The organism is Mesorhizobium sp. M0778 (genome assembly GCF_040320105.1).
Classification (GTDB): Bacteria; Pseudomonadota; Alphaproteobacteria; order Rhizobiales; family Rhizobiaceae; genus Mesorhizobium.
In genome coordinates this window covers 19,284-43,541 of record NZ_JAMYPA010000002.1, presented here as the reverse complement: position 1 = coordinate 43,541, position 24,258 = coordinate 19,284, and the positions used below count along the sequence as shown (strand labels likewise).

Sequence of the window (24,258 nt, the reverse complement as noted above, 5' to 3'; positions counted from 1 at the left end):
CCTTTCGCCCTCCACCCGAGGGCATAGAAGTCAGTTTCCTGTCGCCGGCAGGTCTCCTGGCTCGCGGATCAGCGCCCTTCCCCACCTTCCCGAAGAAAATCTTCAGTGGCATATGGAGAGGACTACCGCTCACAGTTGCGGGGGCAGCCACGGCATTGGGCAAGAATTTCGCCCGCACCGCATTCCCTCTTGGTTCCAAACGGAACCGACGACATCAGCGACTATAGGCAGAATCGCCGCGCCCGGCAAACCAAATTCCGCCGGATCGTGTGGCGAATGCGCCGCCTCGCCAAGCTCGCCGGCCGGCGCCGCAATTGACAATTCTCACAGCCGGGTGTCGGCTGGCGGATGGGGAGGAAGCCGGCATGCAACCCAGCCCGAATGAGCGCGGTCCCTATAACGGCCTGACGCGGGCCGAGCCGACGCTGCCGTCATCGGCCTATTGGGACATCGCAGGCTATCAGCGCGATCTCGAGGCCATCTGGTATCGCAACTGGCTGCTGGTCTGCCGCGAGGCCGACCTTGCCCAGCCGCTGGCTTTCAGGACGTTTCGCATAGGCACGCAGGAGGTCGTCGTGCTGCGCGACGAGACCGGCGAATTGCGCGCCTTTCACAACACCTGCCGGCATCGCGGCTCGCAGCTTTGCCAGCAGAGCGAAGGACGGCTGAAGGCGCGGCTCATCACCTGCCCCTACCACGCCTGGTCCTATTCGCTGCGCGGCGATCTGGTGCGCGTGCCGTCGAAATCGCTGCCGGACGGTTTCGACAAGGCCGATCATCCGCTCTACCGCGTCGCGCTTTCGGTGTGGCGCGGTTTCGTTTTCGTCAACCTCGCGCAAGACGCTGCCGGTTCGGCTGAAACATCCTTCGATCCGGCATCCGGCAACCTCGCCAACTGGCCGCTGGAAACGCTGCTGAGCGGCCATGTGCTGCGCAAGGTTATGAACTGCAACTGGAAGATATTTTGGGAGAACTTCAACGAGTGCCTGCACTGCCCTGGCGTCCACAAGGACCTGTCGCGGCTGGTGCCGATCTATGGCCGCGGCCTGATGGGCCGGCACGACGACCCCGAATGGGCGCGCCACGCCGACAATGACGCGCCGGAATTTGCCGGCGGCTTGCGGGCCGGGGCCGAAACCTGGTCGCGCGACGGGCGCGTCCACGGCTCGGTCTTTTCGAGCCTGACGCCGGCCGAGCGTGCTGCCGGGCAGACCTATGCCACCAACTTGCCGTCGATGTTCGTCGTCGGCCATGTCGACTATGTCAGGACCGTGCGGCTGGTGCCGCTTGGGCCGGAGCAGACCGAACTCACCGCCGAATGGCTTTTTTCGCCCGAAGCGCTCGCCGATCCGGCAGCGGATATCGACAACATCGTCGCCTTCGGCACCCAGGTGCTGGAGGAAGATGCTGATATCTGCGAGGTCAACCAGAAGGGCCTGCGCTCGATGCGCCACAAGGCCGGCGTGCTGATGCCCGAGGAATATGACTTGCACCGCTTCCACAACTGGGTGCTCGAGCGGCATGCGGCGCTTGAACATCAAAGCGATTTGGGCAGATAGCGCCAGGTGACGAAGCCGCAGACCGCCGCCAGCAGGCCGAGCGTCGCGAAAACCGCGCCCAGGCCGCAGAACGCCAGCACCACCGAATAGACCAGCGGCGGCGTCAGCTCGGAAAAGTCGAGATAGGTGCGGTAGACCGCCGCCATCTGCGCCCGCTCATACGAGCGCACCGAGCGCATGAACGCGGTCGAGCCCAGCGCATCGAGCGCGATGGTGAAGAAGGCACCGCAAAGCAGCAACGCGCCGGTGACGAGCGGCGCGGCCTCGCCGACGGCGCCGGCCGCCAGCAGCGTCGCCGACATGGCGAAATAGGCAAACGTCATGGTGCGCCGGCCGCCGAAACGCTTTCCCGCCCTGCCCCAGAAGATGGCCATGAACAAAAGCGCATTGCCGGCCGAAATCAAGAGGCCGCCGGCGAGCTTGCCCTCGCCGGTGATCACCATGAACAGCGGCCCATAGACAAAGGACGTCGTCCAGAAGCAGGAACGGCCGAAGGCGATCAGCCAGGCCAGCCTCAGCCTTGGCTGCGCGACGAAGCGGCCGATATTGGCCAGCGGATTGACCGGCCGCGTCTTGCCCGGGCGGATCGACGGGTTGTCGCCAAGCCGGTAGGTCCAGAACAGCGCCAGCAGGGCCATGGCGAAGACGGCCACCGCGCTATGCGCGGCATAGATGCCGAAACGCGTGTAGAGGAAAATGCCGAGCGTCGGCCCGGCGGTCCAGGCAAGCATCGACCACGCCATGCGCAGCGACTCGGCCTGCATGAAATCGGTCTTGCGGATATGGTCCATGATGTAGAGGTTGAGCGTGATCGCCAGCGCGCTGGCGCCGATGACGCGGCAGAGCATGCCGACCGTTTGGCCAGCAAGCGTATGAGTGACGAAGAACAGCGAGCCGACGGCCAGCAGGCAGGCACCGGCGGTATAGACCCAGCGCCGGGCAAAGCGCCGGATCAGCATCGGCATGAACAGCGTCGCCGAGAGGCCGAGCATTGCCACGACCGTGTAGAGGATCGAGACGATCTGCTCGTTGTGCAGGATCTCATAGGCCTGGATCGGGATGACGCTGGAGACGGTGGCGCGCGCGAACGATTCGACCGCATAAAGCGAGGCGAAGGTGCGTGCATCCGCCGGCCGCAAGGCCGCAAGCCAGATAGGATGGCGCACATGGGTAGCCATTGCTTTCCCCGAAGCAGAATCGCCCAAAGCAAGGGTTTGGAGCACAAATCTGCCGCGGCGATTCCTGGCCGGGTAACAGGAAACCGACGCCTTCACGGCAAAAAGCGAAGCCGGCCAAAGGCTTTCCGGCTCTGGCCTAAAGCGAGTTCTAATGCTGACCCGCGCCAACGCGACGCGAGGACTGCTTCTTTTGACGGTGGCAACCGTGATAGTCGTCTTGCCGGGGCTGAACCAAGACAGCGAGACCGATGAGCATCGCCACGCCGACCACCGCCGTTCAGGATCAACCGAAGGCGAAGCGCATCGCCGCCATCGACATCGCACGCGGCATCGCTTTGCTTGCCATGGCGAGCTATCATTTCACCTGGGATCTCGAATTTTTCGGCTACACCGATCCCGGCCTCACCGCCTTCGGCTGGTGGAAAATCTACGCGCGCTGCATCGCCTCGAGCTTCCTGTTCCTGGTCGGCGTCAGCCTCTATCTCGCCCATGGCAAGAAAATCCGCTGGACAGGCTTCTGGAAGCGCTTCGCCATGGTTGCCGGGGCGGCTCTCGCAATATCGCTGGTCACCCGAATCGCCACGCCCGACGGCTTCATTTTTTTCGGCATATTGCACGAGATCGCGCTCGCCAGCCTGCTCGGCCTGGCGTTCCTGCGGCTGCCGGCGCTGCTGACACTGCTTGTCGCGGCGTTTGTCATCGCGGCGCCCTTCTACCTCAGATCCGAGGCCTTCGATCATCCGGCTTTGTGGTGGGTCGGTCTATCGGCGACCAATCCGCACTCCAACGACTATGTTCCGCTACTGCCCTGGTTCGGCGCCGTGCTTGCCGGCATCGCGGTTACCAAACTCGCCGCCACCTCCGGCGTGCTGACCCGGCTGTCGGCCATGACGCCAGGCCGCTGGGCAAACCCGCTGGTCTTCATCGGCCGGCACAGCCTTGCCTTTTATCTGATCCATCAGCCGCTGCTGATCGGCTCGGTCTGGCTGTTTTCGCAATTCATGCCGGCGCGGGTCGAAAGCAGGGAGGTCAACTTTCTGAAATCCTGCCAAATATCCTGCGAGCAGGCGCGCGACACCGAGTTCTGCTCCAGCTATTGTGCCTGCATGCTGGACACTCTCCAGGGCGAAGCCTCGCTTGACCGGCTCTACAGCAACGACCAGTCCCCGGAGTGGAAGACGCATATTGGCGAGCTCGCCGGCACCTGCACCGCCCAAACCGAGACGGCGGAACCGAGAACGCGCTAATCGAGGGAGGACAACAATGACCGACAGTCACCCGAAACCCGTGCAGCAAAATCCTGGGCAGCCGAAGCTGGGGCACATCCCATGGCCGCCGCTGATCTATGTCGCCGCCATCATCGTCAGCGTCGCGCTAGGGTTTTTCTATCCACTGCCGTGGATCGGCGATCTTCTCGGCGACATCCTGTTCGCCGCCGGCCTTGTGGGGTTGGTGGCGGTCGCCGCGCTCTGGTTCACCGCGATCCGCACCATGATCCGCGCCAAAACGACGCTCAACCCCAACGGCGTGCCGGACCATCTGGTGACCACCGGACCCTTCGCCGTCAGCCGCAACCCGATCTACCTCGCCAACACATTGCTGCTGGTCAGCCTCGCCTTTGTCTCGGGGATCGCCTGGTTCCTGCCGCTGGCGGTCATCGCGGCGTTCCTGACGCAGAAGCTGACGATCGAGAGCGAGGAGAAGGTGCTGACGGCCAAATTCGGCAAGAAGTACCGGGACTACGCGAAAAGGGTGCGGCGCTGGATTTGAGCCGGGGCTGACACCGCGCTTACGTGGTGACGCCGAGTTCAACCAGCCGCTCGACGCAGGATTCCTCGGCCTGGTCGAGCTCGGCCAGGGTCTCCTCGAGGTCGCGGCGTTTCTGGCGAAGATCCTCGCGCTTTTCCTCGATGCGCTTGATCATCAGCTTGAGTTGGCCGACCTCGCCGGGCGGCTCCCTGTACATCTGGATGATTTCGCGGATCTCGTTGATCGAGAAGCCGAGCCTCTTGCCGCGCATGATCTGGCGGATGAGATGCCGGTCCGACGGACGGAACAGCCGGGTGCGGCCGCGCCTTACCGGCTGCACCAGCCCTTCGTCCTCGTAGAAGCGTAACGTCCGCGTCGACACGTCGAATTCGCGGGTCAGCTCCGTGATCGAATAATATTCCCGCATCGCCACTCCAATGCCCCGGCCACGCCGCGAGTTCCAACTGGCCGGCGCCGCCGGCATCCAGGCGCGTACCAGAATCGGCGGACAAGGCACCTTCCAAAGCCTCGCACGGCATTTACGTAAAAGTCAATTGAGGTGCCGTTCAGCCTACGCCGAACCACCATGTGGCAAGCCCGAGAAAGGCAAAGAAACCGACGACATCGGTGACCGTAGTGACGAAAACCGCCGAAGCCACAGCCGGATCGATCTTGAAGCGGTCGAGCAGCAGCGGGATCAGGATGCCCGCCAGAGCCGCCACGAACATGTTGATGATCATCGCTGCCGCGATGATGCCGCCGAGATTGCGATCGTGGAACCAGGCAGCCGCGACGATGCCGATCAGGATGGCGAAGATGATGCCGTTGATGAAGCCCACCCCGATTTCGCGGCGGATGATGCGGCCGGCATTGTAGATATCGAGGTCCCTCGTCGCCAGCGCCCGCACGGTGACGGTCATGGTCTGCGAGCCGGCATTGCCGCCCATGCCGGCGACGATCGGCATCAGCACCGCCAGCGCCACGATATGCTCGATGGTGCGGTCGAACAGGCCGATCACCGAAGCCGCGAGGAAGGCCGTCAAAAGGTTGACCAGCAGCCACGGCACACGCGAGCGCGAAGTCGAAAGGATGCTGTCCGAGAGTTCTTCGTCGCCGACGCCGCCCATGCGCAGCAGATCTTCCTCGGCCTCCTGCTGGATGACGTCGACGACGTCGTCGATGGTCAGCACGCCGACCAGCCGCTCGTTCTCGTCGACGACGGCGGCGGACAGAAGATCGTATTGTTCGAATTCGCGTGCCGCCTCCTCCTGGTCCATGGTGGCCGGGATGGCATGCCTGGTCTCATGCATGACTTCTTCGACCTTGACCGAGCGCTTGGTGCGCAGGATCTGGTCGAGGTCGATGGCGCCGAGCAGCTTAAAGCTCGGATCGATGACGAAGATCTGGCTGAAACGGTCGGGAAGGTTGTTGTCCTCGCGCATGTAGTCGATGGTCTGGCCGATCGTCCAGAATGGCGGCACCGCGACGAACTCCGTCTGCATGCGGCGGCCGGCGGTCTCTTCGGGATAGTCGAGCGAGCGCCGCAGCCTGATCCGCTCGGTGAACGGCAGTTGCGACAGGATCTCGTCCTGGTCCTCCTGGTCGAGGTCCTCGAGAATGTAGACGGCATCGTCGGAATCGAGCTCCTGCACGGCCTGGGCGATCTGCGCATTGGGCAGATTGTCGACGATGTCGCGCCTGATCGCCTCGTCGACCTCGGTCAGCGCGGAAAAGTCGAAATCCTTGCCCAGCAATTCGACCAGGGCGCGGCGCTGTTCCGGGTGCAGCGCCTCGAGCAGGTGGCCGAGTTCCGACTGGTGCAGATCGTCGACTTCGCGCTTCAGCGTCAGCGTATCGCGATCGGCGATCGCGGCACCGATCTGGGTGAGAAACGACGACAGGATGACGCCGTCCTCGTCATAGATGTCGGCGCGGCGCTCCTCGGCGGCCCTGGTGCCGGTCATGTGTTCGTCTTGGCCTCCCACCAGCGCCTCCCGCCATCGGATTTCCGGATAAGGTGCCAGTCAGGTCTAGACCATGATCCTGAAAAGTGGAAACCGGTTTTCCGAAAAGATCATGGTCAAACACAAAGATGGAGCGGCGGCGCGATTGGCTTGAGAATCGGCCTCTCCGTGCGCAACGGACGGATATCAGACGACCTTGCGAGCTGCCGGTTGCCCAAGATTGATAATTCAAGATTGATAATTAGAGGATTCTAATTTAGCATCTCTATAATTACCGGTAATAAAGGGAGGGTGTTTATGGGGAAGTATCTGTTTACCAGTCTTGCGCTGGTTTGTTCGGGAATACTTTTGAACCCGATTGCCGCCGATGCAAAGGCCTTCAAATTTTTTCAGGGCAAGGAATGCAAGCCTGACTACAAACGGCTTTGCCCAATGACACCGATCGGCAAATGCGACCTTCAGAGCATGATCGAGCAGTTGTCACCCGCCTGCAAGGCTTTCGTCGAGAAGCACCGGTAATCCAGCTCTGCCATCGCCGCCGACCAACTGCCGGGTAGTCCGCGACAACGCCAGGTGTGGTGTGCCCCGGTCGGGGAATCGGTCGCCCAACAACATTAGTCCCGGTGGTCGGGCAGAACGGCATATGCTGCACCGGGAATGAGGCGAGGCCGACGCTGCGACGGCCTCGCTGGATATCGGGCTTAGAGGCCTGCCGATCAGGCAGCGTAGCGTTTGGCCTCAGCCGCGTAGGCGCCAAGGACACCACTCCAGCCACGCTCCGATTCGAAGGCCTGGCGCGCTGCTTCTGCGGTCTCGCCCATGTTCTCCAGAAGCCGGTGCTCGAGTTCCACCCGCGTCGAATTCTCGCCGAGCGCGACAAAGCGGATGTCGACCTCGGTCAGCAATGCCGGATCGTAGCGCCAGTCGGCCCCGATACGCCAGGCGAGCGTCAGCCTCGACGGCGGATTCCAGGCGAGAACCTCGCCCCAATCGCATTGTGACCCATCCTCGCCGATCTCGTACCAGCGGCCGCCGGCTTTCGGTTCGATCACCGCGGTCGTCAGGGCGGATTTGCCGATTGAGTGCGAAGCCGGCCACCACCGTCCGAACCCTGTCGTGAACACATCGAATGCCTTGTCGAGCGGCACCTCCACGGTCACCGACTTCCTGACCGGTGCGGGCTTGATCATAGTCGTCATTTCCTCTTCTCCTTGCTGTTGTCGACTTCCCGTTTGAAGGCGTCGAGCGCATCGCCCCACATGCGATCGAGCCAGGCGCGCATCTCGCCGAGCCCATGCGGGTCGAGATGATAGATATTGCTGGCGCCCTTGGGCTCGGCACGGACCAGTCGGGCTTCCTTCAGCACTTTGAGGTGCTGCGATACCGCCGGCTGCGAGACCGGAAGCACCCGCGTCAGATCGATGACCGAGCGCGGCCGATCGGCGATGAGCTCGAACACCTTGCGGCGTGTCGGATCGGCCAAGGCCACCATTCCTGCATAATCATAAACCATGACTTATGATAAGCTAAAACTTATGATAGGTCAACCGAGGGAGTGGCGGGCCCGTGTTTAAGCACCGGCCGGTTCGACCCCGAGGCTCCGGGCAATTCCTTCGCGCGGGGCATGGACAGCAATGCGGATGCAAGATTGCTCAGGGAATCAATCCACCGCATGCGAGCCGGCAGGTGTCGACCACCGGGGAAAAGTAAACCTGACGGCAAGGTTTTTACCTTATCGGTGTATATGTCTCTCCGGCGAAACATTAAGAACGGGTAAATTGGCTTGGCCCTAACTACGGAAGCCTCTCGCCACAGGCCCTCAGCCATATGGCAATTGCGCCTCTCCTTGTTTATGGCAATGTACGTGTTAGGTGCATCTGCACTATATCCAGAAGTATTCCGTACATCAGCCCTAATCTATTCTCACAAGTTTCTTATTGGCATGCCGGTCTTGTTTATCGGTGGCGTCTGTTGTGCCGCGCTCATCCATGGCCGACGGCAACCGGTTCGCTACGCCCTGGATTTGGTTCAAGGGCGCTGGCGCGGCTGTCTGTTGGTGCTGCTGTTCTTCTTTGCCAGCTTGACCGCGTTCTCCACCTACAAGATCGCCATCCCGTCCGTCGTCCCATACTATGCCGACCACTGGTTAGCCGACGCTGATGAATGGTTGCACGGGATGCCGCCGTGGCAGATCGCCCATAAGCTCGACAGCAACGGGTGGTCGCTCGTCGTCTTCAACAGCTATGAAGTCATTTGGTTCTACCAGTGGTTCGGCACCATCCTTTTCGTGGCGCTCTGGTCGGACGAGATTGCGCGCATCCGCTATCTCAGCGCGGCAGCGCTGACGTTGTGCATCCTCGGAACTGTCTTGGCTTTGGCGCTGGCATCGGTCGGGCCGGTTTACTACCACCAGTTTGTTGGCGTGGATCGCTTCCACGGATTGAATGCCGCCTTGGACAGACTGGACCATAATTACATGGTGCGGGAACCCGCAGCATATCTCCTGATGGCTTACCGGAGTGGCCGGCCAAGCCTTGGCGGCGGCATCTCGGCCATGCCAAGCATGCATGTCGCCTTTGCCGCACTGAACGCCTATTTGCTGTCCTCGATCAATCTCTGGCTGGGCGCTCTGGGTTGGGCGTTTGCAGCCCTGATCCTGTACGGATCGGTGTACACTGGATGGCACTATGCCCTGGACGGCTACGTATCGATCGCTGCTGTATCTGTGATCTGGTGGGCAACCGGACGCCTGGTGCGCGAATAATTATCCACGCAAACCGCATATATGGCTACGCGCCGATGGCGTTTTCGCATCGGCCAAACTCGCGATCGCAGGCAAAAAAGCCTCGCGCCTGACAAAGACGCTCTTTGCCGTGCTCGAACTCAACGGGGCGCTTTCGAATTTAATGGTGCGGTCGAGAAGACTCGAACTTCCACGGGTTGCCCCACAGCGACCTCAACGCTGCGCGTCTACCAATTCCGCCACGACCGCACGTGGTAGGAGCCAGAACGAACCGGCCCGCGGCGTGTAGCAAATCGTTTCCGGTGAAACAAGTGCGCGGCCAGCAATAATCGGCCGGATATCGGCTTAACTCTGCAAAGCGCCGAACGTGCCCGGAACTGGACGTTTGTACCGATTGCCGCCATATGAGGGGCGAGACGAGATATCATGACAGAACGCAGCCAGATCGCCACGTCGTTCCTGCCCTCGCCCGGCTCGGCGCCGGTCGAATGGCGCATTGAGCCCGGGCTCACCGCCTATCCCGATGCGCTCGCCGTGATGGAGGCGCGCGCCGAAGCAATCCGCAGCGGCGCGGCTGGCGAGATGGTCTGGCTGGTCGAGCATCCGCCGCTCTATACCGCCGGCACCAGCGCCCGTTTCGAGGACCTGATCGAGCCGGACCGCTTCCCGGTCTTTGCCGCCGGGCGCGGCGGCGAATACACCTATCATGGGCCGGGCCAGCGCGTCGCCTATGTCATGCTCGACCTCAAGCGGCGGCGCGAGGATGTCCGCGCCTTCGTCGCGGCACTCGAACAATGGATCATCGGCACGCTGGCCGCCTTCAACGTACGCGGCGAACGCCGCGAGGACCGCGTCGGCGTCTGGGTGGTGCGGCCGGATCGCCCCGCTTTGCCCGACGGCTCGGTCGCCGAGGACAAGATCGCTGCCATCGGCATCAGGCTGAGGCGCTGGGTGAGCTTCCACGGCATTGCCATCAATGTCGAACCGGACCTCAGCCATTTCAGCGGCATCGTGCCGTGCGGCGTCCAGGATCACGGCGTCACCAGCCTCATCGATCTCGGCCTTCCCGTAACAATGGCCGATCTCGACCTGGCGCTGAAATCAGCCTTCGAAGATGTCTTCGGCCCGGCAGCGCCTTTGCAGGTCGAGGCGGCCCGCAAAGTCGGCTGACAGAACCTCACTGAAGACCGTAGTCCTACGCTGCGCCCCTCGCCTCCGCGAAGAACGGGTCGTCAGCGTTCGAGCCATGTCTTTCAGCGCATCCTCACATCGCGCCGATCCAGATTGCCATGGAAATGAGGAACGTGCTCATGCACACCAGCGAGACGACATCCTGAACAAGATCGGTCATAGCTCTCTCCTGTTGTTAGTATGTTCGTATTTTGTTCTAATTTTGTTCGAATGTCAACGACCGTCAGGGCGCGTAGATAGGTGGAATTTGGCACGGTTAGTGAAGGGTTAACCGAGCGCTATCTCTTCCTAGGTCACTCTCAACGTTGACAGGTGGCGATGGTGTTACAATACAAAGGGGCCATTTTAGCTGCGGGGAAATCTATGACAGAGTTATACGGTTTCGTATGGATGGGAGTGTTGCTTGTAGTCTTCGGCGGCCTCTATTGGGCCGCGACGTCCCGAGGAAGAAGGCGATATCATGACTTCACCGAGAGATGGGCTAAGGCGAGGGAGGAATCGGTTGCCAACACCAAGGCGGTCGAGGAGAACACAGTTGCGATCCGCGAGCTGATCCGTAAGTGGGATGAGCAGAAAAAGTAGCCTCACGAAGTCTATATCAAACCAAATTCACCCTATCGCAGTACGGAAGCGCAGGAGCTGCCATCCGCAGGCAGGCATCACCTGAATATCAATACACCCTAAAGCGGCACGACCTTGCCGTCGGCAAGCGTCACGCGGCGATCCATGCGCGAGGCAAGCTCGTGATTATGGGTGGCGATCAGTGCCGCCAGGCCCGATTGCCGGACCAGCGCTGCCAGCGCCTCGAACACGTAGGAAGCGGTCACCGGGTCGAGATTGCCGGTCGGCTCGTCGGCCAAAAGCACCAGCGGCGCATTGGCGACGGCGCGCGCAATGGCGACGCGCTGCTGCTCACCGCCGGAGAGCTCGGAAGGGCGATGATGCGCCCGCTTGCCGATCTGCATGTAGTCGAGCAATTGCGCCGCCCGCTCGGCCGCCTCCTTGCGCGCCAGCCCTTTTATCAGCTGCGGCATCATGATGTTTTCCAGCGCCGAGAATTCCGGCAGCAAGTGATGGAACTGATAGACGAAGCCGACATCGTTGCGGCGGATCGCCGTGCGCTCGTCGTCGGAAAGCCGACCGCAGGCGCGCCCCGCCAGGATCACGTCGCCGGCGTCCGGCCGCTCCAGCAGCCCGGCGGTGTGGAGCAGCGTCGACTTGCCGGTGCCCGAAGGCGCCACCAGCGCCACCATCTCACCACGCTTTAGCGAAAAATCGGCGCCGCTCAGGATGGTCAGCTTGCGCGGCCCCTGCACATAGTGCCGTTCGACGCTCTTCAGCTCGATAATGGCCTCGGCCATCATTCGTACCTCAGCGCTTCGACCGGATCGAGCCTGGCGGCGCGCCACGCCGGAAACAGTGTCGCCAGGAACGACAGCGCCAAAGCCATGAGAACGACCGAGATCGTCTCGCTGGCATCCATGCGGGCCGGCAGCTGGCTTAGGAAATAAAGCTCGGGATTGAACAGCCGCTCGTTGGCCAGCCAGGAGAAGAACTGGCGGATGCGCTCGACGTTGAGGCAGATCAAGATACCGAGCAGCACGCCGGCGATGGTGCCGACAACGCCGATCGCAGCGCCTGTCATCAGGAAGATGCGCAGGATCGCGCCGCGCGTCGCTCCCATGGTGCGCAGGATGGCGATGTCGTGGCCCTTGTCCTTGACCAGCATGATCAGGCCCGAAATGATGTTGAGGGCCGCCACCAGCACGATCAGCGTCAGGATCATGAACATGACGTTGCGCTCGACCTGCAGCGCGTCGAAGAACGTCTTGTTGCGTTGCCGCCAATCGACAAGGCTGATCGGCCGCTGCGCCGCCTCTTCGACCTTCGGCTTCAGCGCGTCGATATTGTCGGGATTGTCGGTGTAGATCTCGATCGTCTGCGCCCGGCCGTCCATGTTGAAATAAAGCTGCGATTCCGAGAACGGCATGTAAACGATGGAGCTGTCATATTCCGACATGCCGACCTCGAAGATCGCGGTGACCGGATAGCCCTTCATGCGCGGCGTCGTGCCGAGCGGCGTGACGTCGCCCTCGGGCGAGATCAGCGTGATCGTATCGCCAAGCACAAGGCCGAGATTCTCGGCCATGCGGCTGCCGATGGCGACGCCCTCGCCGGTGTCGAAGCCGACGATCGAGCCCTCCTTGATGTTGTTGGCGACGATGGTGATCTTGCCGAGGTCCTCGCCGCGTATGCCGCGCACCAGCGCGCCGGTGCCGCCGCCGACATTGCCTTGCGCCAGCACCTGCCCGTCGATCAGCGGAATGGCGTATTTGACGCCGGGCACGCCGTTGATGCGGCCGGCGACCTGGGCATAGTCCTCCAGCGGCATGTCGAGCGGCTGCACGATCAGGTGCCCGTTGACGCCGAGGATGCGCGTCAGCAGTTCGGCGCGAAAGCCGTTCATGACCGCCATGACGACGATCAGCGTGGCAACGCCCAGCATGATGCCGAGGAAGGAGATCGAGGCGATGACCGAGATCACCGTCTCCTTGCGGCGCGAGCGCAGATAGCGCCACGCAACCATACGCTCAAAGCCGGAAAAGGGTCCTGCCCCCGAAGGTTTGGCTGCTGCCGCTTCGTTCATGCGGCGGCACCGAAACGCTTTTTCACGTCGCCGATCGGCAGCGTCTCGCGCTCGCCGGTCCTGCGGTTCTTGATCTCGACCTCGCCGGCTGCGACGCCGCGCGGCCCCACGATCACCTGCCACGGAAGTCCGATCAGGTCGGCGGTAGCGAACTTGCCTCCCGGCCGCTGGTCGGTGTCATCGTAGAGCACCTCCTTGCCGGCGGCGGCAAAGGCGGCATGCATCTCACCGCAGACGCGGTCGCATTCGGCATCGCCAGCCTTCATGTTGATCAGGCCGATGTCGAACGGCGCCACCGCTTCCGGCCAGATGATGCCGTTATCGTCATGGCTGGCCTCGATAATCGCCGCGACCAGCCGCGACGGACCGATGCCGTAGGAACCGCCAGAGACGAAATGATCCTTGCCGTCCGGCCCGGTCACCTTGGCGCCCATCGGCTTGGAATATTTGTCGCCGAAATGGAAGATATGGCCAACCTCGATGCCGCGCGCCGAGACCTTGTCGGCTTCGGAGAGCTTTTCCCATGCCGCCTCGTCATGCATTTCGTCGGTGGCGGCATAGGGCGTCGTCCATGTCTTGACGATCTCGGCAATCTCGGCGTCATTCGAAAAGTCGGTATTCGCCCCTGGTACATCAAGCGAGAGATAGTCGCGATGGCAAAACACCTGGCTCTCGCCGGTGTCGGCCAGGATGATGAACTCATGGCTGAGGTCGCCGCCGATCGGCCCGGTGTCGGCGCGCATCGGGATCGCCTGCAGCCCCATGCGCGTGAACGTCCTGAGATAGGACACGAACATACGGTTATAAGCGGCCTTGGCGCCTTCATAATCGAGGTCGAAGGAATAGGCGTCCTTCATTAGGAATTCGCGCGAACGCATGACGCCAAAGCGCGGGCGCACCTCGTCGCGAAACTTCCACTGGATATGATAGAGGTTGAGCGGCAGGTCCTTGTAGGACTTGACGTAGGAGCGGAAGATCTCGGTGACCATCTCCTCGTTGGTCGGGCCGTAGAGCATGTCGCGATCTTGCCGGTCCTTGATGCGCAGCATCTCCTTGCCGTAGTCTTCGTAGCGGCCGCTTTCGCGCCACAGCTCGGCCGATTGGATGGTCGGCATCAGGATTTCGAGCGCGCCGGCGCGATTCTGCTCCTCGCGAATGATCCGGCAGACCTTGTCCAGTACCCGCTTGCCGAGCGGCAGCCAGGAGAAGCTGCCTTGCCCCTGCTGGCGGATCATGCCGGCGCGCAGCATCAGCCGATGCGAGACGATCTCGGCCTCGCGCGGATTTTCTTTGAGGATGGGCAGGAAATAGCGCGACAAACGCATGAACTGGTCCGTGAGAGAGGATGGCGGCGCCGGAATCGGCGCAGCGCAGGCTTGCTTGCCCCGGCTTCATAGCCATTTCATGGCGGAATGGAAACCCGGCCCAGGCGCTGCACAGACGCCGCAATTGCCGCACACGGCTTGCTGGGCGTTTCGCAAGCAACGCCTGCCGTACTATTGTGCACTGCAGCACGAGATTGCCTGTTTCCGGGCAAAATTCTTCGTGACATTTTCACCCGCCTTAGGCTAGTGTGCCCCGATAACCGAGAGGGCGGAGAAAAATCTGCCCTCCTACGCGGTCAAAGTCTTGGGAGGATGCGATCTAGGCGCGGTAACTCGCTGCCGCCGGACACCGGAAACAGATCGGACGCGTTTAAATTGCAAGGCCTCGCGCCTTGCATTTTTTTTGTGCAATCATTTGGTTAGCAAGACAGATTGCCAAACTACATGACGTTGCGTCAGCCCAAATCCGGCCCACGGCCTTTACTTGGGTTGACCTTGCTGGCTGAGCTTGATTTCAGGGCGTCGGCATAGGTCTTGGATAGCAGGACATTGGGTAGCCGGCTAATGCGCTGGGCTCTGGTTGAAATCCGGCACGATGTGCGGGATGTCGTCGATGCCGAGACCAAGCCCTCTCGTGATGCCGTAGAAGATGCCCATCAGGACCAGTGTGGCGATCGTCGTGCGCAGTGCGGCGCGCACCATATGCGGTCCGCGCGGCGCGCTCGGAACCGTACCCAGCGTCACATCCTGGTCCTCGTCCTGCGTCCGCATGCTGAACGGCAGGACGGCGAACAACACCACCCACCATGTGGCGAAGAACAGGGCGATGAAAGAGACCCAGCTCATGCTTGCTCCAGTTCGACCAGCGTGCCGAAAAAGTCCTTGGGGTGCAGAAACAATACCGGTTTGCCATGCGCGCCGGTCTTCGGATTGCCATCGCCCAGCACGCGCGCGCCGCTGGCCTTGAGACGGTCGCGCGCCGCAACAATGTCGTCAACCTCGTAGCAGACATGGTGCATGCCGCCGGACGGATTCTTCTCGAGGAATGCCGCGATCGGCGAGCCTTCGCCGAGCGGCTCCAGCAACTCGATCCTGGTATTGCCGACGTCGACGAACACCACCGTCACGCCATGCTCCGGCAGCGCCTGCGGCGCGGTCACGCGGGCGCCAAGCGTATCCCGATAGGCCGCCGCCGCCGCAGCCAGATCCGGCACGGCAAGCGCGACATGGTTGAGGCGTCCGAGCATTGACTGCGTCCTTAGGGCAGTAAGGCAATAGGGCAGTATGGGAGTAGGGAAAACTACTTTCTCCCCTACTGCCGTACTGCCCTACTCCCCTATTCCCTTACCGCGTGACGAACACCGTCACCAGCGGCTTCTTGCCCCAGGCTTCGTTGGCCGCGCCGCGCACCGCGCGCCGCACCGCCTCCTGGACCAGGTCGAGGTCTTTTCGGCGCTGGCGGGGGATGGAGTCCACGGCGCCGATTGCCGCATCGATCATCAGGTCTTCCAGGCTCTCGCCGCTGCCATCGGCCTCGGCGACGCCGATGGCGACGAGATCGGGATCGCCGGCGAGTTCGTATTTGTCGTCGAGCACGACATTGACGGCGACGTGGCCGGCGAAGGACAGCTTGCGCCGGTCGCGAATGCCCATCGCCTGGTCGGTGCCGACCAGCCTTCCGTCCTTGTAGATGCGGCCGAACGGCACCTGGTCGATGATCGCAGCCGCACCCGGATAGAGCCTGAGCATGTCGCCGTCGCGCACCTGCGCCACCTGGCCGATGCCGGACGTCGACATCAGCGAGCCCTGCGCCACCAGATGCGCCGCCTCGCCATGCACGGGAACGCCGATCTGCGGCCGCACCCATTCATACATCTTGCGCAATTCGCTGCGGCGCGGATGACCGGAGACATGCACCAGCGCATCGCCGTCCTCAATGATCTTGATGCCGAGATCGATCAGGCGGTTCTTGATCTCGAGGATCGCCTTCTCATTGCCGGGAATGGTGCGCGAGGAAAACACCACCGTGTCGCCGGCAGTCAGCGCCACCGACTTCATCTCGTCGCGCGACAGCTTGGCGAGTGCGGCAAGCGGCTCGCCCTGGCTGCCGGTACAGATGATGACGAGGTTTTCGCGCGGGATGAAGCCGTAATCTTCCTCGGCGATGAATTCCGGCAAGCCGTCCATATAGCCGAGTTCATCAGCCACATCGATGACGCGCTTCATCGAGCGGCCAAGCACCAGGCACTGGCGGCCGGCATCCCGCGCTGCCTTGGCGATGGAGACGATGCGCCCGACATTGGAGGAGAAGCTGGTGACGGCGACACGGCCCTTGGCGTTCTGGATGACGCTCTTGATGCCCTCGCCCACCGCCACTTCGGACGGCGATTCCCCTTCCCGCAACGCATTGGTGGAATCGCAGATCAGCGCCAGCACGCCCTTGTCGCCATAGGCGCGGAAGCGTGACTCGTCGGTCATCGGCCCCACCGTCGGCGCCGGATCGATCTTCCAGTCGCCGGTATGGATGACGACGCCGGCCGGAGTGGTGATCGCCAGCGACATCGGCTCGGGAATGGAGTGCGCGACGGGGATGGCCTCGATCTCGAACGGACCGACGGTGAATTTCTCGCCGGCCCGGTAGATCGTCACCGGAATTTTCGGCGCCCCTTGCTCGCCCTGCCGCTTGGCTTCCAGCAGGCCGGCGCTGAACGGCGTCATCCACACCGGCGCCTTGAGCTTCGGCCAGATGTCGTGCAGCGCACCGTAGTGGTCCTCATGCGCATGGGTGATGACGATCCCGCGCAGATTGGCGACATTCTCCTCGATGAAGCGCGTGTCGGGCAGCACCAGGTCGACGCCGGGCAGGGTTGCATCGGGAAAGGTGACGCCGACATCGACGACGATCCATTCGCGCGCATTGGCCGGGCCATAGCCGTAGAGGGCGAAGTTCATGCCGATCTCACCGACACCGCCGAGCGGCACGAAGACAAGTTCGGCGTTTTCCGCTTTCGCCATGATCTTTCCTTCCTTGCCCGTCAAACTCTTGGGCCGGTCAAATTCAAGCTGGTCAAATACAGGCCAGTCAAACGTATTGGCCAGTCAACCGCCGGCCGAGGCAACCGCGCCGAAATGCACGTCGCCGGCGGCGATCGTCAGAACCGAACCTTCATCGTCGCGGATCACGAAACGGCAGTCCTCGTCAATGGTCTCGAAGGTGCCGCGCACCACATTACCGTCAATTCTGACAGCAACCTGCCCGCCAAGCCCCGCCGCACGCGCCAGCCACCGCTGCCTGACGGCGGCAAGCCCACGCCCTTCGTTCCACAGCCGAGCATTCTCGCTCCATGCATCCGACAGCGCCAGAAACAGCGTCTCGGCATCGCAAGCAGACCCCAGCGCGTTGAGCGACGTCGCTGGATAGGGCAAATCCTCAGGGTATGCCACCACATTGACGCCGATGCCGACAGCCACTGCGGAACGGCCCCCCTCCAGCATCGCCGATTCCAGTAGGATGCCGGCGAGCTTGGCGCCCGAGGCAAGCACATCGTTCGGCCATTTCAGCTCGAAACGGTTCTTGCCTTGGCTCGCACCATCGAGGCCGATCGCGATCCTGCCCTTCGGCACGACAGCGTCGAGCGCGTCGGCCAGCGCCAGTCCGGCAACGAAGCCGAGCGTCGCGGCAAGCCGAAGCTCGGTGTTGGTGATCACCAGCAGCGTCGCTGCCAGATTGCCTTCGGGCGTCGCCCAGGCGCGGCCACGGCGGCCACGCCCGGCTTCCTGCTTTTTTGAGACGACCCAGAGCTTGCCCGGATCGCCGGCCCGCGCGTGCTCCAGCGCCAGCGCATTGGTGGAGCCGACCGTGTCGTGCGCCTCGAGCCGGAACCCTTCCGAAGCCGCGGTTGGAGCCAGCCTGAATGTCATTCCGTCAGAAGAAGGTCTTGGCTGCGGCAGCGGCATAGGTTCCGATCGGGCCGCCGATCAGCACATAGAACAGCACGAAGGCGCCGCAGACGCCGAGCACGACGCGCAGTTCGGTCGCCATCGGAACGAAGCCGCCGACCGGTTCGTCGAACCACATGATCTTGATGATGCGCAGATAATAATAGGCGCCCACCACCGAGGCCAGCACGCCGATGATCGCCAGCGCGTAGAGATTGGCATTGATGGCGGCAAGGAACACGTACCATTTTCCCCAGAAGCCGGCGAGCGGCGGGATACCGGCCAGCGAGAACATCAGGATGGTGAGGATCGTCGCCATGATCGGGTTGGTCGCCGACAGGCCGGCGAGATCGCTGATCTGCTCGACATTGCCCTCCTTGCGCCGCATGGCGAGGATGAAGGCGAAGGTGCCGAGCGTCATCACCAGGTAGATCAGCATGTAGATGGCGACGCCGCGCACGCCGTCCTGGCTGTTGGCGGCAAGGCCGACCAGCGCATAGCCCATATGGCCGATGGAGGAATAGGCCATCAGCCGCTTGATGTTGGTCTGGCCGATCGCCGCAAAGGCGCCGAGCGCCATCGACGCGATCGAGATGAAGACGATGATCTGCTGCCAGTCGGCGGCGATCGGCTTGAAGGCGCCCATGGTGACGCGCACCATCAGCGCCATCGCCGCCATTTTGGGTGCCGCCGCCAGAAAAGCCGTCACCGGCGTCGGCGCACCTTCATAGACGTCGGGCGTCCACATATGGAACGGCACCGCCGAGATCTTGAAGGCAAGGCCGGCCAGCACGAAAACCAGGCCGAAGACGAGGCCGAGCTGGCGCTCGCCGCCGCTCAGCGCCGCGGCGATCTCCTGGAAGCCGGTATTGCCGGTGTAGCCGTAGACCAGCGAGATGCCGTAAAGCAGCATGCCCGAAGACAGCGCGCCAAGGACGAAATACTTCAGGCCGGCCTCGGTCGAACGCAGACTGTCGCGGTTGATCGCCGCCAGCACGTAGATCGCCAGCGACTGCAGCTCGAGGCCGAGATAGAGCCCGATCATGCCGTTGGCCGAGATCATCAGCATCATGCCGAGCGTGCAGAGCAGGCTCAGCACCGGATATTCGAACTTGTCGAAATGCTCCGCCTGGGCAAAGCGGACCGACATGACCAACGTCACCGCCGAGCCGATTAGCGCCAACACCTTCATGAAGCGGGCGAACGGATCCTGGATGAAGGCTTCGCCATAGGCGTTGCCCTGCCCCGGGGAAAAGATCAGCCAGGCGCCAGCGATCACCAGCACGGCGACGGCAAGGCCGCTCACTGTGACGGTGGTGTTGGCGCGCGAATAGGCGCCGAGCATCAACAGCGCCAAGGCGCCGATGGCGAGGATCAGCTCTGGCGTCGAGAGCGACAGGCTGGAGAGAAGGTCCGGCGTCATGGTTCGCAAAACCCCAGTCAGTTCGCCGCCGCGGTCTGCGCGGCGCCGATGGATGCAGTGACATTGGTGACGAGCGCCTTGACCGATTCGGCCGTCGCGTCGAAGATCGGCGCCGGATAGACGCCGAAGAAGATGACCAGCGCGACCAGCGGATAGATGATCACCTTCTCGCGTGTCGACAGGTCCAGCAGGCCTTTCAGGCTTTCCTTGGTCAATGCGCCGAAGATCACCTTGCGGTAGAGCCAGAGCGCATAGGCCGCCGACAGGATGACGCCGGTGGCGGCGAAGAACGCCACCCAGGTGTTGACCCGGAACACGCCGAGCATGGTCAGGAACTCGCCGACGAAGCCGCTGGTGCCGGGCAGGCCGACATTGGCCATGGTGAAGATCATGAACACGGTTGCATATTTCGGCATGTTGTTGACCAACCCGCCATAGGCGTCGATGTCACGCGTGTGCATGCGGTCGTAGACGACGCCGACGCAGAGGAACAGCGCGCCTGAGACCAGGCCGTGCGAAAGCATCTGGAAGATCGAACCCTGGACGCCTTCCTGGTTCATCGCGAAGATGCCCATGGTAACGAAGCCCATGTGGGCGACCGACGAATAGGCGATCAGCTTCTTCATGTCCTCCTGCATCAGCGCCACCAGCGAGGTGTAGATGATGGCGACGACGGAGCGCGTGAAGATCAGCGGCGCGAACATTTCGGATGCGATCGGAAACATCGGCAGCGAAAAACGCAGGAAGCCATATCCGCCCATCTTGAGCAGGATGGCGGCCAGGATCACCGAGCCGGCCGTCGGCGCTTCGACATGGGCGTCCGGCAGCCAGGTATGCACCGGCCACATCGGCATCTTCACCGCAAAGGAAGCGAAGAAGGCAAGCCATAGCCAGGTCTGCATATTGGCCGGGAAGTTGTGGGTCAGAAGCGTCGGGATGTCGGTGGTGCCGGACTGGAAGAACATCGCCATGATAGCGAGCAGCATCAGCACCGAGCCGGCCAGCGTATAGAGGAAGAACTTGAACGAGGCATAGACGCGCCGCTTGCCGCCCCACACGCCGATGATAATGAACATCGGGATCAGGCCGGCTTCGAAGAAGACATAGAACAGGACGATGTCGAGCGCGCAGAACACGCCGATCATCAGCGTCTCGAGCAGCAGGAAGGCGATCATATAGGCCTTGACGCGCTTCTCGATCGATTCCCACGAGGCGAGGATGCAGAGCGGCATCAGGAAGGTGGTCAGGATGACGAACAGCATGGAGATGCCATCTACGCCCATATGGTAGGAGATGCCGGAATCCAGCCAGGCAATCTTCTCGACGAACTGGAAGCCGGGCTGCGAATTGTCGAAGCCGGTCCAGATGAACAGCGAAACCACGAATGTGAAGGCGGTCGTGAACAGCGCAATGGCGCGGATGTTGCGGCGCGCATTGTCGCTGTCGTCGCGCACGAAAAGGATGAGCAGCACACCAACCAGCGGCAGGAAGGTGACCAGCGATAGGATCGGCCAGGCGGTCATCAGAGCATCATCCAGGTGACGAGTGCGGCAACGCCGATCAGCATGGCGAAGGCATAGTGGTAGAGATAGCCGGTCTGCAGCTTGACGACGCGGTTGGTGACGTCGACGACGCGCGCCGAGATGCCGTCCGGCCCGAGCCCGTCGATGATAGTGCCGTCGCCGGTCTTCCACAGGAAGCTGCCGAGGCGCTTTGCCGGCCGCACGAACAGGAAGTCGTAGAGCTCGTCGAAATACCATTTGTTGAGCAGGAAGGCGTAGAGCAGGCGATGGTTGGCCGCGACGCTCCGAGGCATTTCCGGCGCGCGAATGTAGAATTGCCAGGCTATCGCAAAGCCGATCAGCATGGCGATGAACGGCGCGAGCTCGACCCAAAGCGGCAGTTCGTGGATCTCGTGCAGGATGTGGTTGTCAGGCAGCGTGAACAGCGACACCTTCCAGAATTCGGCATAGCCCTCGCCGATGAAGGCGCCGTGGAAGATCACGCCGGCGAACAGGGCGCCTGCCGCCAGGATGAACAGCGGCACCAGCATGACCGGCGGCGATTCATGGACATGGTGCATCACCTCATGGCTGGCCCGCGGCTCGCCATGGAAGGTCATGAAGATCAGCCGCCAGGAATAGAAGGAGGTGAAGCAGGCGGCAATGACCAGCAATATGAAGGCAAACCCGGCGACCGCATTGTGGCTGGCAAAAGCGGCTTCGATGATGGCGTCCTTGGAGAAGAAACCGGCCGTGCCGATGATCGTCACCGGGATGCCGACGCCGGTCAGCGCCAACGTGCCGATCACCATCATCCAGTAGGTCGTCGGGATGAGCGTCCTCAGGCCGCCCATCTTGCGCATGTCCTGCTCGTCGGAGACGGCGTGGATGACCGAACCCGAGCCGAGGAACAGTAGCGCCTTGAAGAAGGCGTGCGTGAACAGATGGAAGATCGCCGCGCCATAGGCGCCGACGCCGAGCGCCACGAACATGTAGCCGAGCTGTGAGCACGTCGAATAGGCGATGACGCGCTTGATATCGTTCTGGACGAGACCGACTGTCGCCGCGAAGAAGGCGGTGAAGGCGCCGATGAAGGTGACCACGGTCAGCGCCGAATGCGACAGCTCGAACAGTGGCGACAGCCGCGCCAGCATGAACACGCCTGCCGTCACCATGGTGGCGGCATGGATCAGTGCCGAGACCGGCGTCGGGCCTTCCATGGCATCCGGCAGCCAGGTGTGCAGCGGCACCTGCGCCGACTTGCCCATTGCGCCCATGAACAGGAGCAGGCAGACGACCGTCATCGCAGCCTGCTTGTCAAGCGCATAGCCGAGGAAGGTCAGTACGGCCGGACCCTGCTGCGCGCCTTCGGCCGGAATGAAGGTCGCCGCATTGGCGAAGATAGTGCCGAGATTGACCGAGCCGAAAAGCACGAACACGCCGAATATGCCAAGCGCGAAGCCGAAATCGCCGACGCGGTTGACGACGAAGGCCTTGATCGCAGCCGCATTGGCCGACGGCTTCTTGTACCAGAAGCCGATCAGCAGATAGGAGGCCAGACCGACACCTTCCCAGCCGAAGAACATCTGCACGAGGTTGTCGGCCGTCACCAGCATCAGCATGGCGAAGGTGAACAGCGACAGATAGGCGAAGAAGCGGGGCCGGTCCGGGTCGTGATGCATGTAGCCGATCGAGTAGATATGGACCAGCGCCGACACCGTATTGACGACGACCAGCATCACTACGGTCAGCGTGTCGATCCGCAGCGCCCACGACGCTTCGAGGCCGCCCGACTGGATCCAGCGCATCACCGGCAGGGTGAACACCTCGCCGCCGCCGAAGCCGACCGAGAAGAAGGCAACCCACGACAGCACAGCCGCGATCACCAGGAAGCCTGAGGTGATGTATTCGGAAGCCTTGGCGCCGAGCGAGGTGCCGAACAGGCCGACGATCAGGAAGCCGAGCAGCGGAAGGAAGACGATGGCCTGATACATGGTGGTTCCGTCAACCCTTCATCATGTTCACGTCTTCGACCGCGATCGAGCCGCGGTTGCGGAAGAAGACGACGAGAATGGCAAGGCCGATCGCCGCCTCGGCCGCCGCGACGGTCAGCACGAACAGTGCGAACACCTGGCCGACCAGGTCGCCCAGCGCCGCCGAAAAGGCGACGAAATTGATGTTGACCGCAAGCAGGATCAGCTCGATCGACATCAGGATGACGATGACGTTCCTACGGTTCAGGAAGATGCCGAACACGCCGAGCGTGAACAGGATCGCCGATACGGTCAGGTAGTGCGCGATGCCGACGACCATCTCAGACTCCTTCGCCCGTCTTGACCTTGCGGATTTCCACTCCGGTTACCGGCGTGCGGCCGACCTGGGCGGCGATCGACTGCCGCTTGACGCCCGGCTTGTGGCGCAGCGTCAGCACGATGGCGCCGATCATGGCGACCAGCAGCACCAGCCCCGCCACCTGGAAGTAATAGAGGTAATCCGTATAGAGGATGTCGCCGAGCGCCGCCGTGTTGGAGCGCGCGGCCAGGTCCGGGATGGGCTTCGAAACCGTCGCCGCCAGTTTCGGCGCAAATGTGTAGCCGCCGAGCACGATGATCAACTCCGCTGCCAGGATCAGGCCGACCAGCGCGCCGATCGGCGCGTATTGCAGGGCGCCTTCCTTCATCTCGGCGAAATCGACGTCGAGCATCATCACGACGAACAGGAACAGCACCATAACCGCGCCGACATAGACGACGAGCAGGATCATCGCCAGGAACTCGGCGCCGGTCAGCATGAACAGGCCGGCGGCGTTGAAGAAGGTCAGGATCAGGAACAGCACCGAATGCACAGGATTGCGCGCCGAAATGACCATGAACGCCGACGCCACCGCGACAAAGGCGAAGAGGTAGAAAAAGGCCGCCTCTAGTCCACTCAGCATGGGTTCCCCCGGGTTTCCTGTCCGAACAGGACATTCGTCCTGTTTTTTGCCACCGCCTCCGGCCGGCAAGTTGCGTGTTCCTTAAACGAGGCCCCTCGCCCCG

General features: G+C 62.3%; 23 protein-coding genes, 1 tRNA gene and 1 riboswitch. Of the genes, 6 read left to right on the top strand and 18 right to left on the bottom strand.

What is annotated here, in order from left to right:
* Window positions 1-29: 29 nt before the first annotated feature.
* A riboswitch (cobalamin riboswitch) is annotated at window positions 30-225 on the bottom strand.
* Between the two features lie 140 nt (window positions 226-365).
* Window positions 366-1,559 (top strand): aromatic ring-hydroxylating oxygenase subunit alpha, encoded by a 1,194-nt coding sequence (locus NKI22_RS03995; protein WP_352814637.1) that lies wholly within the window; start codon window positions 366-368, stop codon window positions 1,557-1,559.
* On the opposite strand, the gene NKI22_RS03990 is transcribed toward NKI22_RS03995, so the two are convergent.
* Window positions 1,538-2,737 (bottom strand): MFS transporter, encoded by a 1,200-nt coding sequence (locus NKI22_RS03990; protein WP_352814639.1) that lies wholly within the window; start codon window positions 2,735-2,737, stop codon window positions 1,538-1,540. The genes NKI22_RS03995 and NKI22_RS03990 overlap by 22 nt on opposite strands.
* A gap of 248 nt (window positions 2,738-2,985) precedes the next feature.
* Here NKI22_RS03990 and NKI22_RS03985 point away from each other — a divergent pair, with 248 nt between their 5' ends.
* Both NKI22_RS03985 and NKI22_RS03980 read left to right on the top strand, forming a co-directional pair.
* The gene (locus NKI22_RS03985; protein WP_352814640.1) at window positions 2,986-3,984 is read left to right on the top strand and encodes a heparan-alpha-glucosaminide N-acetyltransferase; all 999 of its coding nucleotides are present in this window, start codon (window positions 2,986-2,988) and stop codon (window positions 3,982-3,984) included.
* A gap of 16 nt (window positions 3,985-4,000) precedes the next feature.
* Window positions 4,001-4,507: a methyltransferase family protein gene (locus tag NKI22_RS03980; protein WP_352483066.1), complete on the top strand. Its 507-nt coding sequence runs from the start codon at window positions 4,001-4,003 to the stop codon at window positions 4,505-4,507.
* Between the two features lie 19 nt (window positions 4,508-4,526).
* Here NKI22_RS03980 and NKI22_RS03975 read toward each other — a convergent pair whose 3' ends face one another.
* Entirely contained in the window at window positions 4,527-4,913 is a 387-nt protein-coding gene (locus tag NKI22_RS03975) for a MerR family transcriptional regulator (protein WP_023676566.1), read from the bottom strand.
* Between the two features lie 139 nt (window positions 4,914-5,052).
* A complete protein-coding gene (gene mgtE, locus NKI22_RS03970; protein WP_352814642.1) occupies window positions 5,053-6,450 on the bottom strand; it encodes a magnesium transporter in 1,398 nt (465 codons plus the stop codon).
* 297 nt (window positions 6,451-6,747) lie between these two features.
* Here mgtE and NKI22_RS03965 point away from each other — a divergent pair, with 297 nt between their 5' ends.
* Entirely contained in the window at window positions 6,748-6,969 is a 222-nt protein-coding gene (locus NKI22_RS03965) for a hypothetical protein (RefSeq protein WP_352958237.1), read from the top strand.
* Window positions 6,970-7,166: 197 nt separating this feature from the next.
* Here NKI22_RS03965 and NKI22_RS03960 read toward each other — a convergent pair whose 3' ends face one another.
* Both NKI22_RS03960 and NKI22_RS03955 read right to left on the bottom strand, forming a co-directional pair.
* The gene (locus tag NKI22_RS03960; protein WP_352814645.1) at window positions 7,167-7,649 is read right to left on the bottom strand and encodes an SRPBCC family protein; all 483 of its coding nucleotides are present in this window, start codon (window positions 7,647-7,649) and stop codon (window positions 7,167-7,169) included.
* Window positions 7,646-7,963, bottom strand: a complete 318-nt coding sequence (locus NKI22_RS03955) for an ArsR/SmtB family transcription factor (protein ID WP_023720727.1) — start codon at window positions 7,961-7,963, stop codon at window positions 7,646-7,648. Before NKI22_RS03955 ends, NKI22_RS03960 begins: the two co-directional genes overlap by 4 nt.
* Before the next feature lie 429 nt (window positions 7,964-8,392).
* On the opposite strand from NKI22_RS03955, the gene NKI22_RS03950 reads away from it, so the two are divergent.
* The gene (locus tag NKI22_RS03950; protein ID WP_352814646.1) at window positions 8,393-9,214 is read left to right on the top strand and encodes a phosphatase PAP2 family protein; all 822 of its coding nucleotides are present in this window, start codon (window positions 8,393-8,395) and stop codon (window positions 9,212-9,214) included.
* A gap of 143 nt (window positions 9,215-9,357) precedes the next feature.
* Here NKI22_RS03950 and NKI22_RS03945 read toward each other — a convergent pair.
* Window positions 9,358-9,442 (bottom strand) — tRNA-Leu (locus NKI22_RS03945).
* A gap of 177 nt (window positions 9,443-9,619) precedes the next feature.
* Here NKI22_RS03945 and lipB point away from each other — a divergent pair.
* Complete coding sequence (gene lipB / locus NKI22_RS03940) at window positions 9,620-10,363, top strand: lipoyl(octanoyl) transferase LipB (protein ID WP_352814647.1); 744 nt, start codon at window positions 9,620-9,622, stop codon at window positions 10,361-10,363.
* Window positions 10,364-11,064: 701 nt separating this feature from the next.
* Here lipB and NKI22_RS03935 read toward each other — a convergent pair.
* The 12 genes from NKI22_RS03935 to NKI22_RS03880 all read right to left on the bottom strand — a co-directional run bounded on the left by NKI22_RS03935 (window position 11,065) and on the right by NKI22_RS03880 (window position 24,155).
* The gene (locus tag NKI22_RS03935; protein WP_352814649.1) at window positions 11,065-11,748 is read right to left on the bottom strand and encodes an ABC transporter ATP-binding protein; all 684 of its coding nucleotides are present in this window, start codon (window positions 11,746-11,748) and stop codon (window positions 11,065-11,067) included.
* Window positions 11,745-13,031 carry a lipoprotein-releasing ABC transporter permease subunit gene (locus tag NKI22_RS03930; RefSeq protein WP_352814651.1) on the bottom strand — a complete coding sequence of 429 codons (1,287 nt, stop codon included), beginning with the start codon at window positions 13,029-13,031 and terminating at the stop codon, window positions 11,745-11,747. The genes NKI22_RS03935 and NKI22_RS03930 overlap by 4 nt, the downstream gene beginning before the upstream one ends.
* On the bottom strand, window positions 13,028-14,356 hold the full coding sequence (gene proS, locus NKI22_RS03925; protein ID WP_352483058.1) for a proline--tRNA ligase: 1,329 nt from the start codon (window positions 14,354-14,356) through the stop codon (window positions 13,028-13,030). Before proS ends, NKI22_RS03930 begins: the two co-directional genes overlap by 4 nt.
* Window positions 14,357-14,917: 561 nt before the next feature.
* The gene (locus NKI22_RS03920) at window positions 14,918-15,202 is read right to left on the bottom strand and encodes a DUF1467 family protein (protein WP_023720733.1); all 285 of its coding nucleotides are present in this window, start codon (window positions 15,200-15,202) and stop codon (window positions 14,918-14,920) included.
* Window positions 15,199-15,603, bottom strand: coding sequence for a methylmalonyl-CoA epimerase (mce, locus tag NKI22_RS03915; protein ID WP_352483057.1), 405 nt, complete (start codon window positions 15,601-15,603; stop codon window positions 15,199-15,201). Before mce ends, NKI22_RS03920 begins: the two co-directional genes overlap by 4 nt.
* A gap of 97 nt (window positions 15,604-15,700) precedes the next feature.
* Entirely contained in the window at window positions 15,701-17,371 is a 1,671-nt protein-coding gene (locus NKI22_RS03910) for a ribonuclease J (RefSeq protein ID WP_023720735.1), read from the bottom strand.
* Between the two features lie 84 nt (window positions 17,372-17,455).
* Window positions 17,456-18,277, bottom strand: a complete 822-nt coding sequence (locus NKI22_RS03905) for a biotin--[acetyl-CoA-carboxylase] ligase (protein WP_352814652.1) — start codon at window positions 18,275-18,277, stop codon at window positions 17,456-17,458.
* Between the two features lie 4 nt (window positions 18,278-18,281).
* Entirely contained in the window at window positions 18,282-19,718 is a 1,437-nt protein-coding gene (nuoN, locus tag NKI22_RS03900; protein WP_352958235.1) for an NADH-quinone oxidoreductase subunit NuoN, read from the bottom strand.
* A gap of 17 nt (window positions 19,719-19,735) precedes the next feature.
* On the bottom strand, window positions 19,736-21,241 hold the full coding sequence (locus NKI22_RS03895) for an NADH-quinone oxidoreductase subunit M (RefSeq protein WP_352958233.1): 1,506 nt from the start codon (window positions 21,239-21,241) through the stop codon (window positions 19,736-19,738).
* Window positions 21,241-23,214: an NADH-quinone oxidoreductase subunit L gene (gene nuoL / locus NKI22_RS03890; RefSeq protein WP_352814654.1), complete on the bottom strand. Its 1,974-nt coding sequence runs from the start codon at window positions 23,212-23,214 to the stop codon at window positions 21,241-21,243. Before nuoL ends, NKI22_RS03895 begins: the two co-directional genes overlap by 1 nt.
* Window positions 23,215-23,224: 10 nt before the next feature.
* Window positions 23,225-23,533, bottom strand: coding sequence for an NADH-quinone oxidoreductase subunit NuoK (gene nuoK / locus NKI22_RS03885; protein ID WP_023676620.1), 309 nt, complete (start codon window positions 23,531-23,533; stop codon window positions 23,225-23,227).
* A 1-nt stretch (window position 23,534) separates the two neighbouring features.
* Complete coding sequence (locus NKI22_RS03880; protein ID WP_352483053.1) at window positions 23,535-24,155, bottom strand: NADH-quinone oxidoreductase subunit J; 621 nt, start codon at window positions 24,153-24,155, stop codon at window positions 23,535-23,537.
* Window positions 24,156-24,258 lie beyond the last annotated feature (103 nt).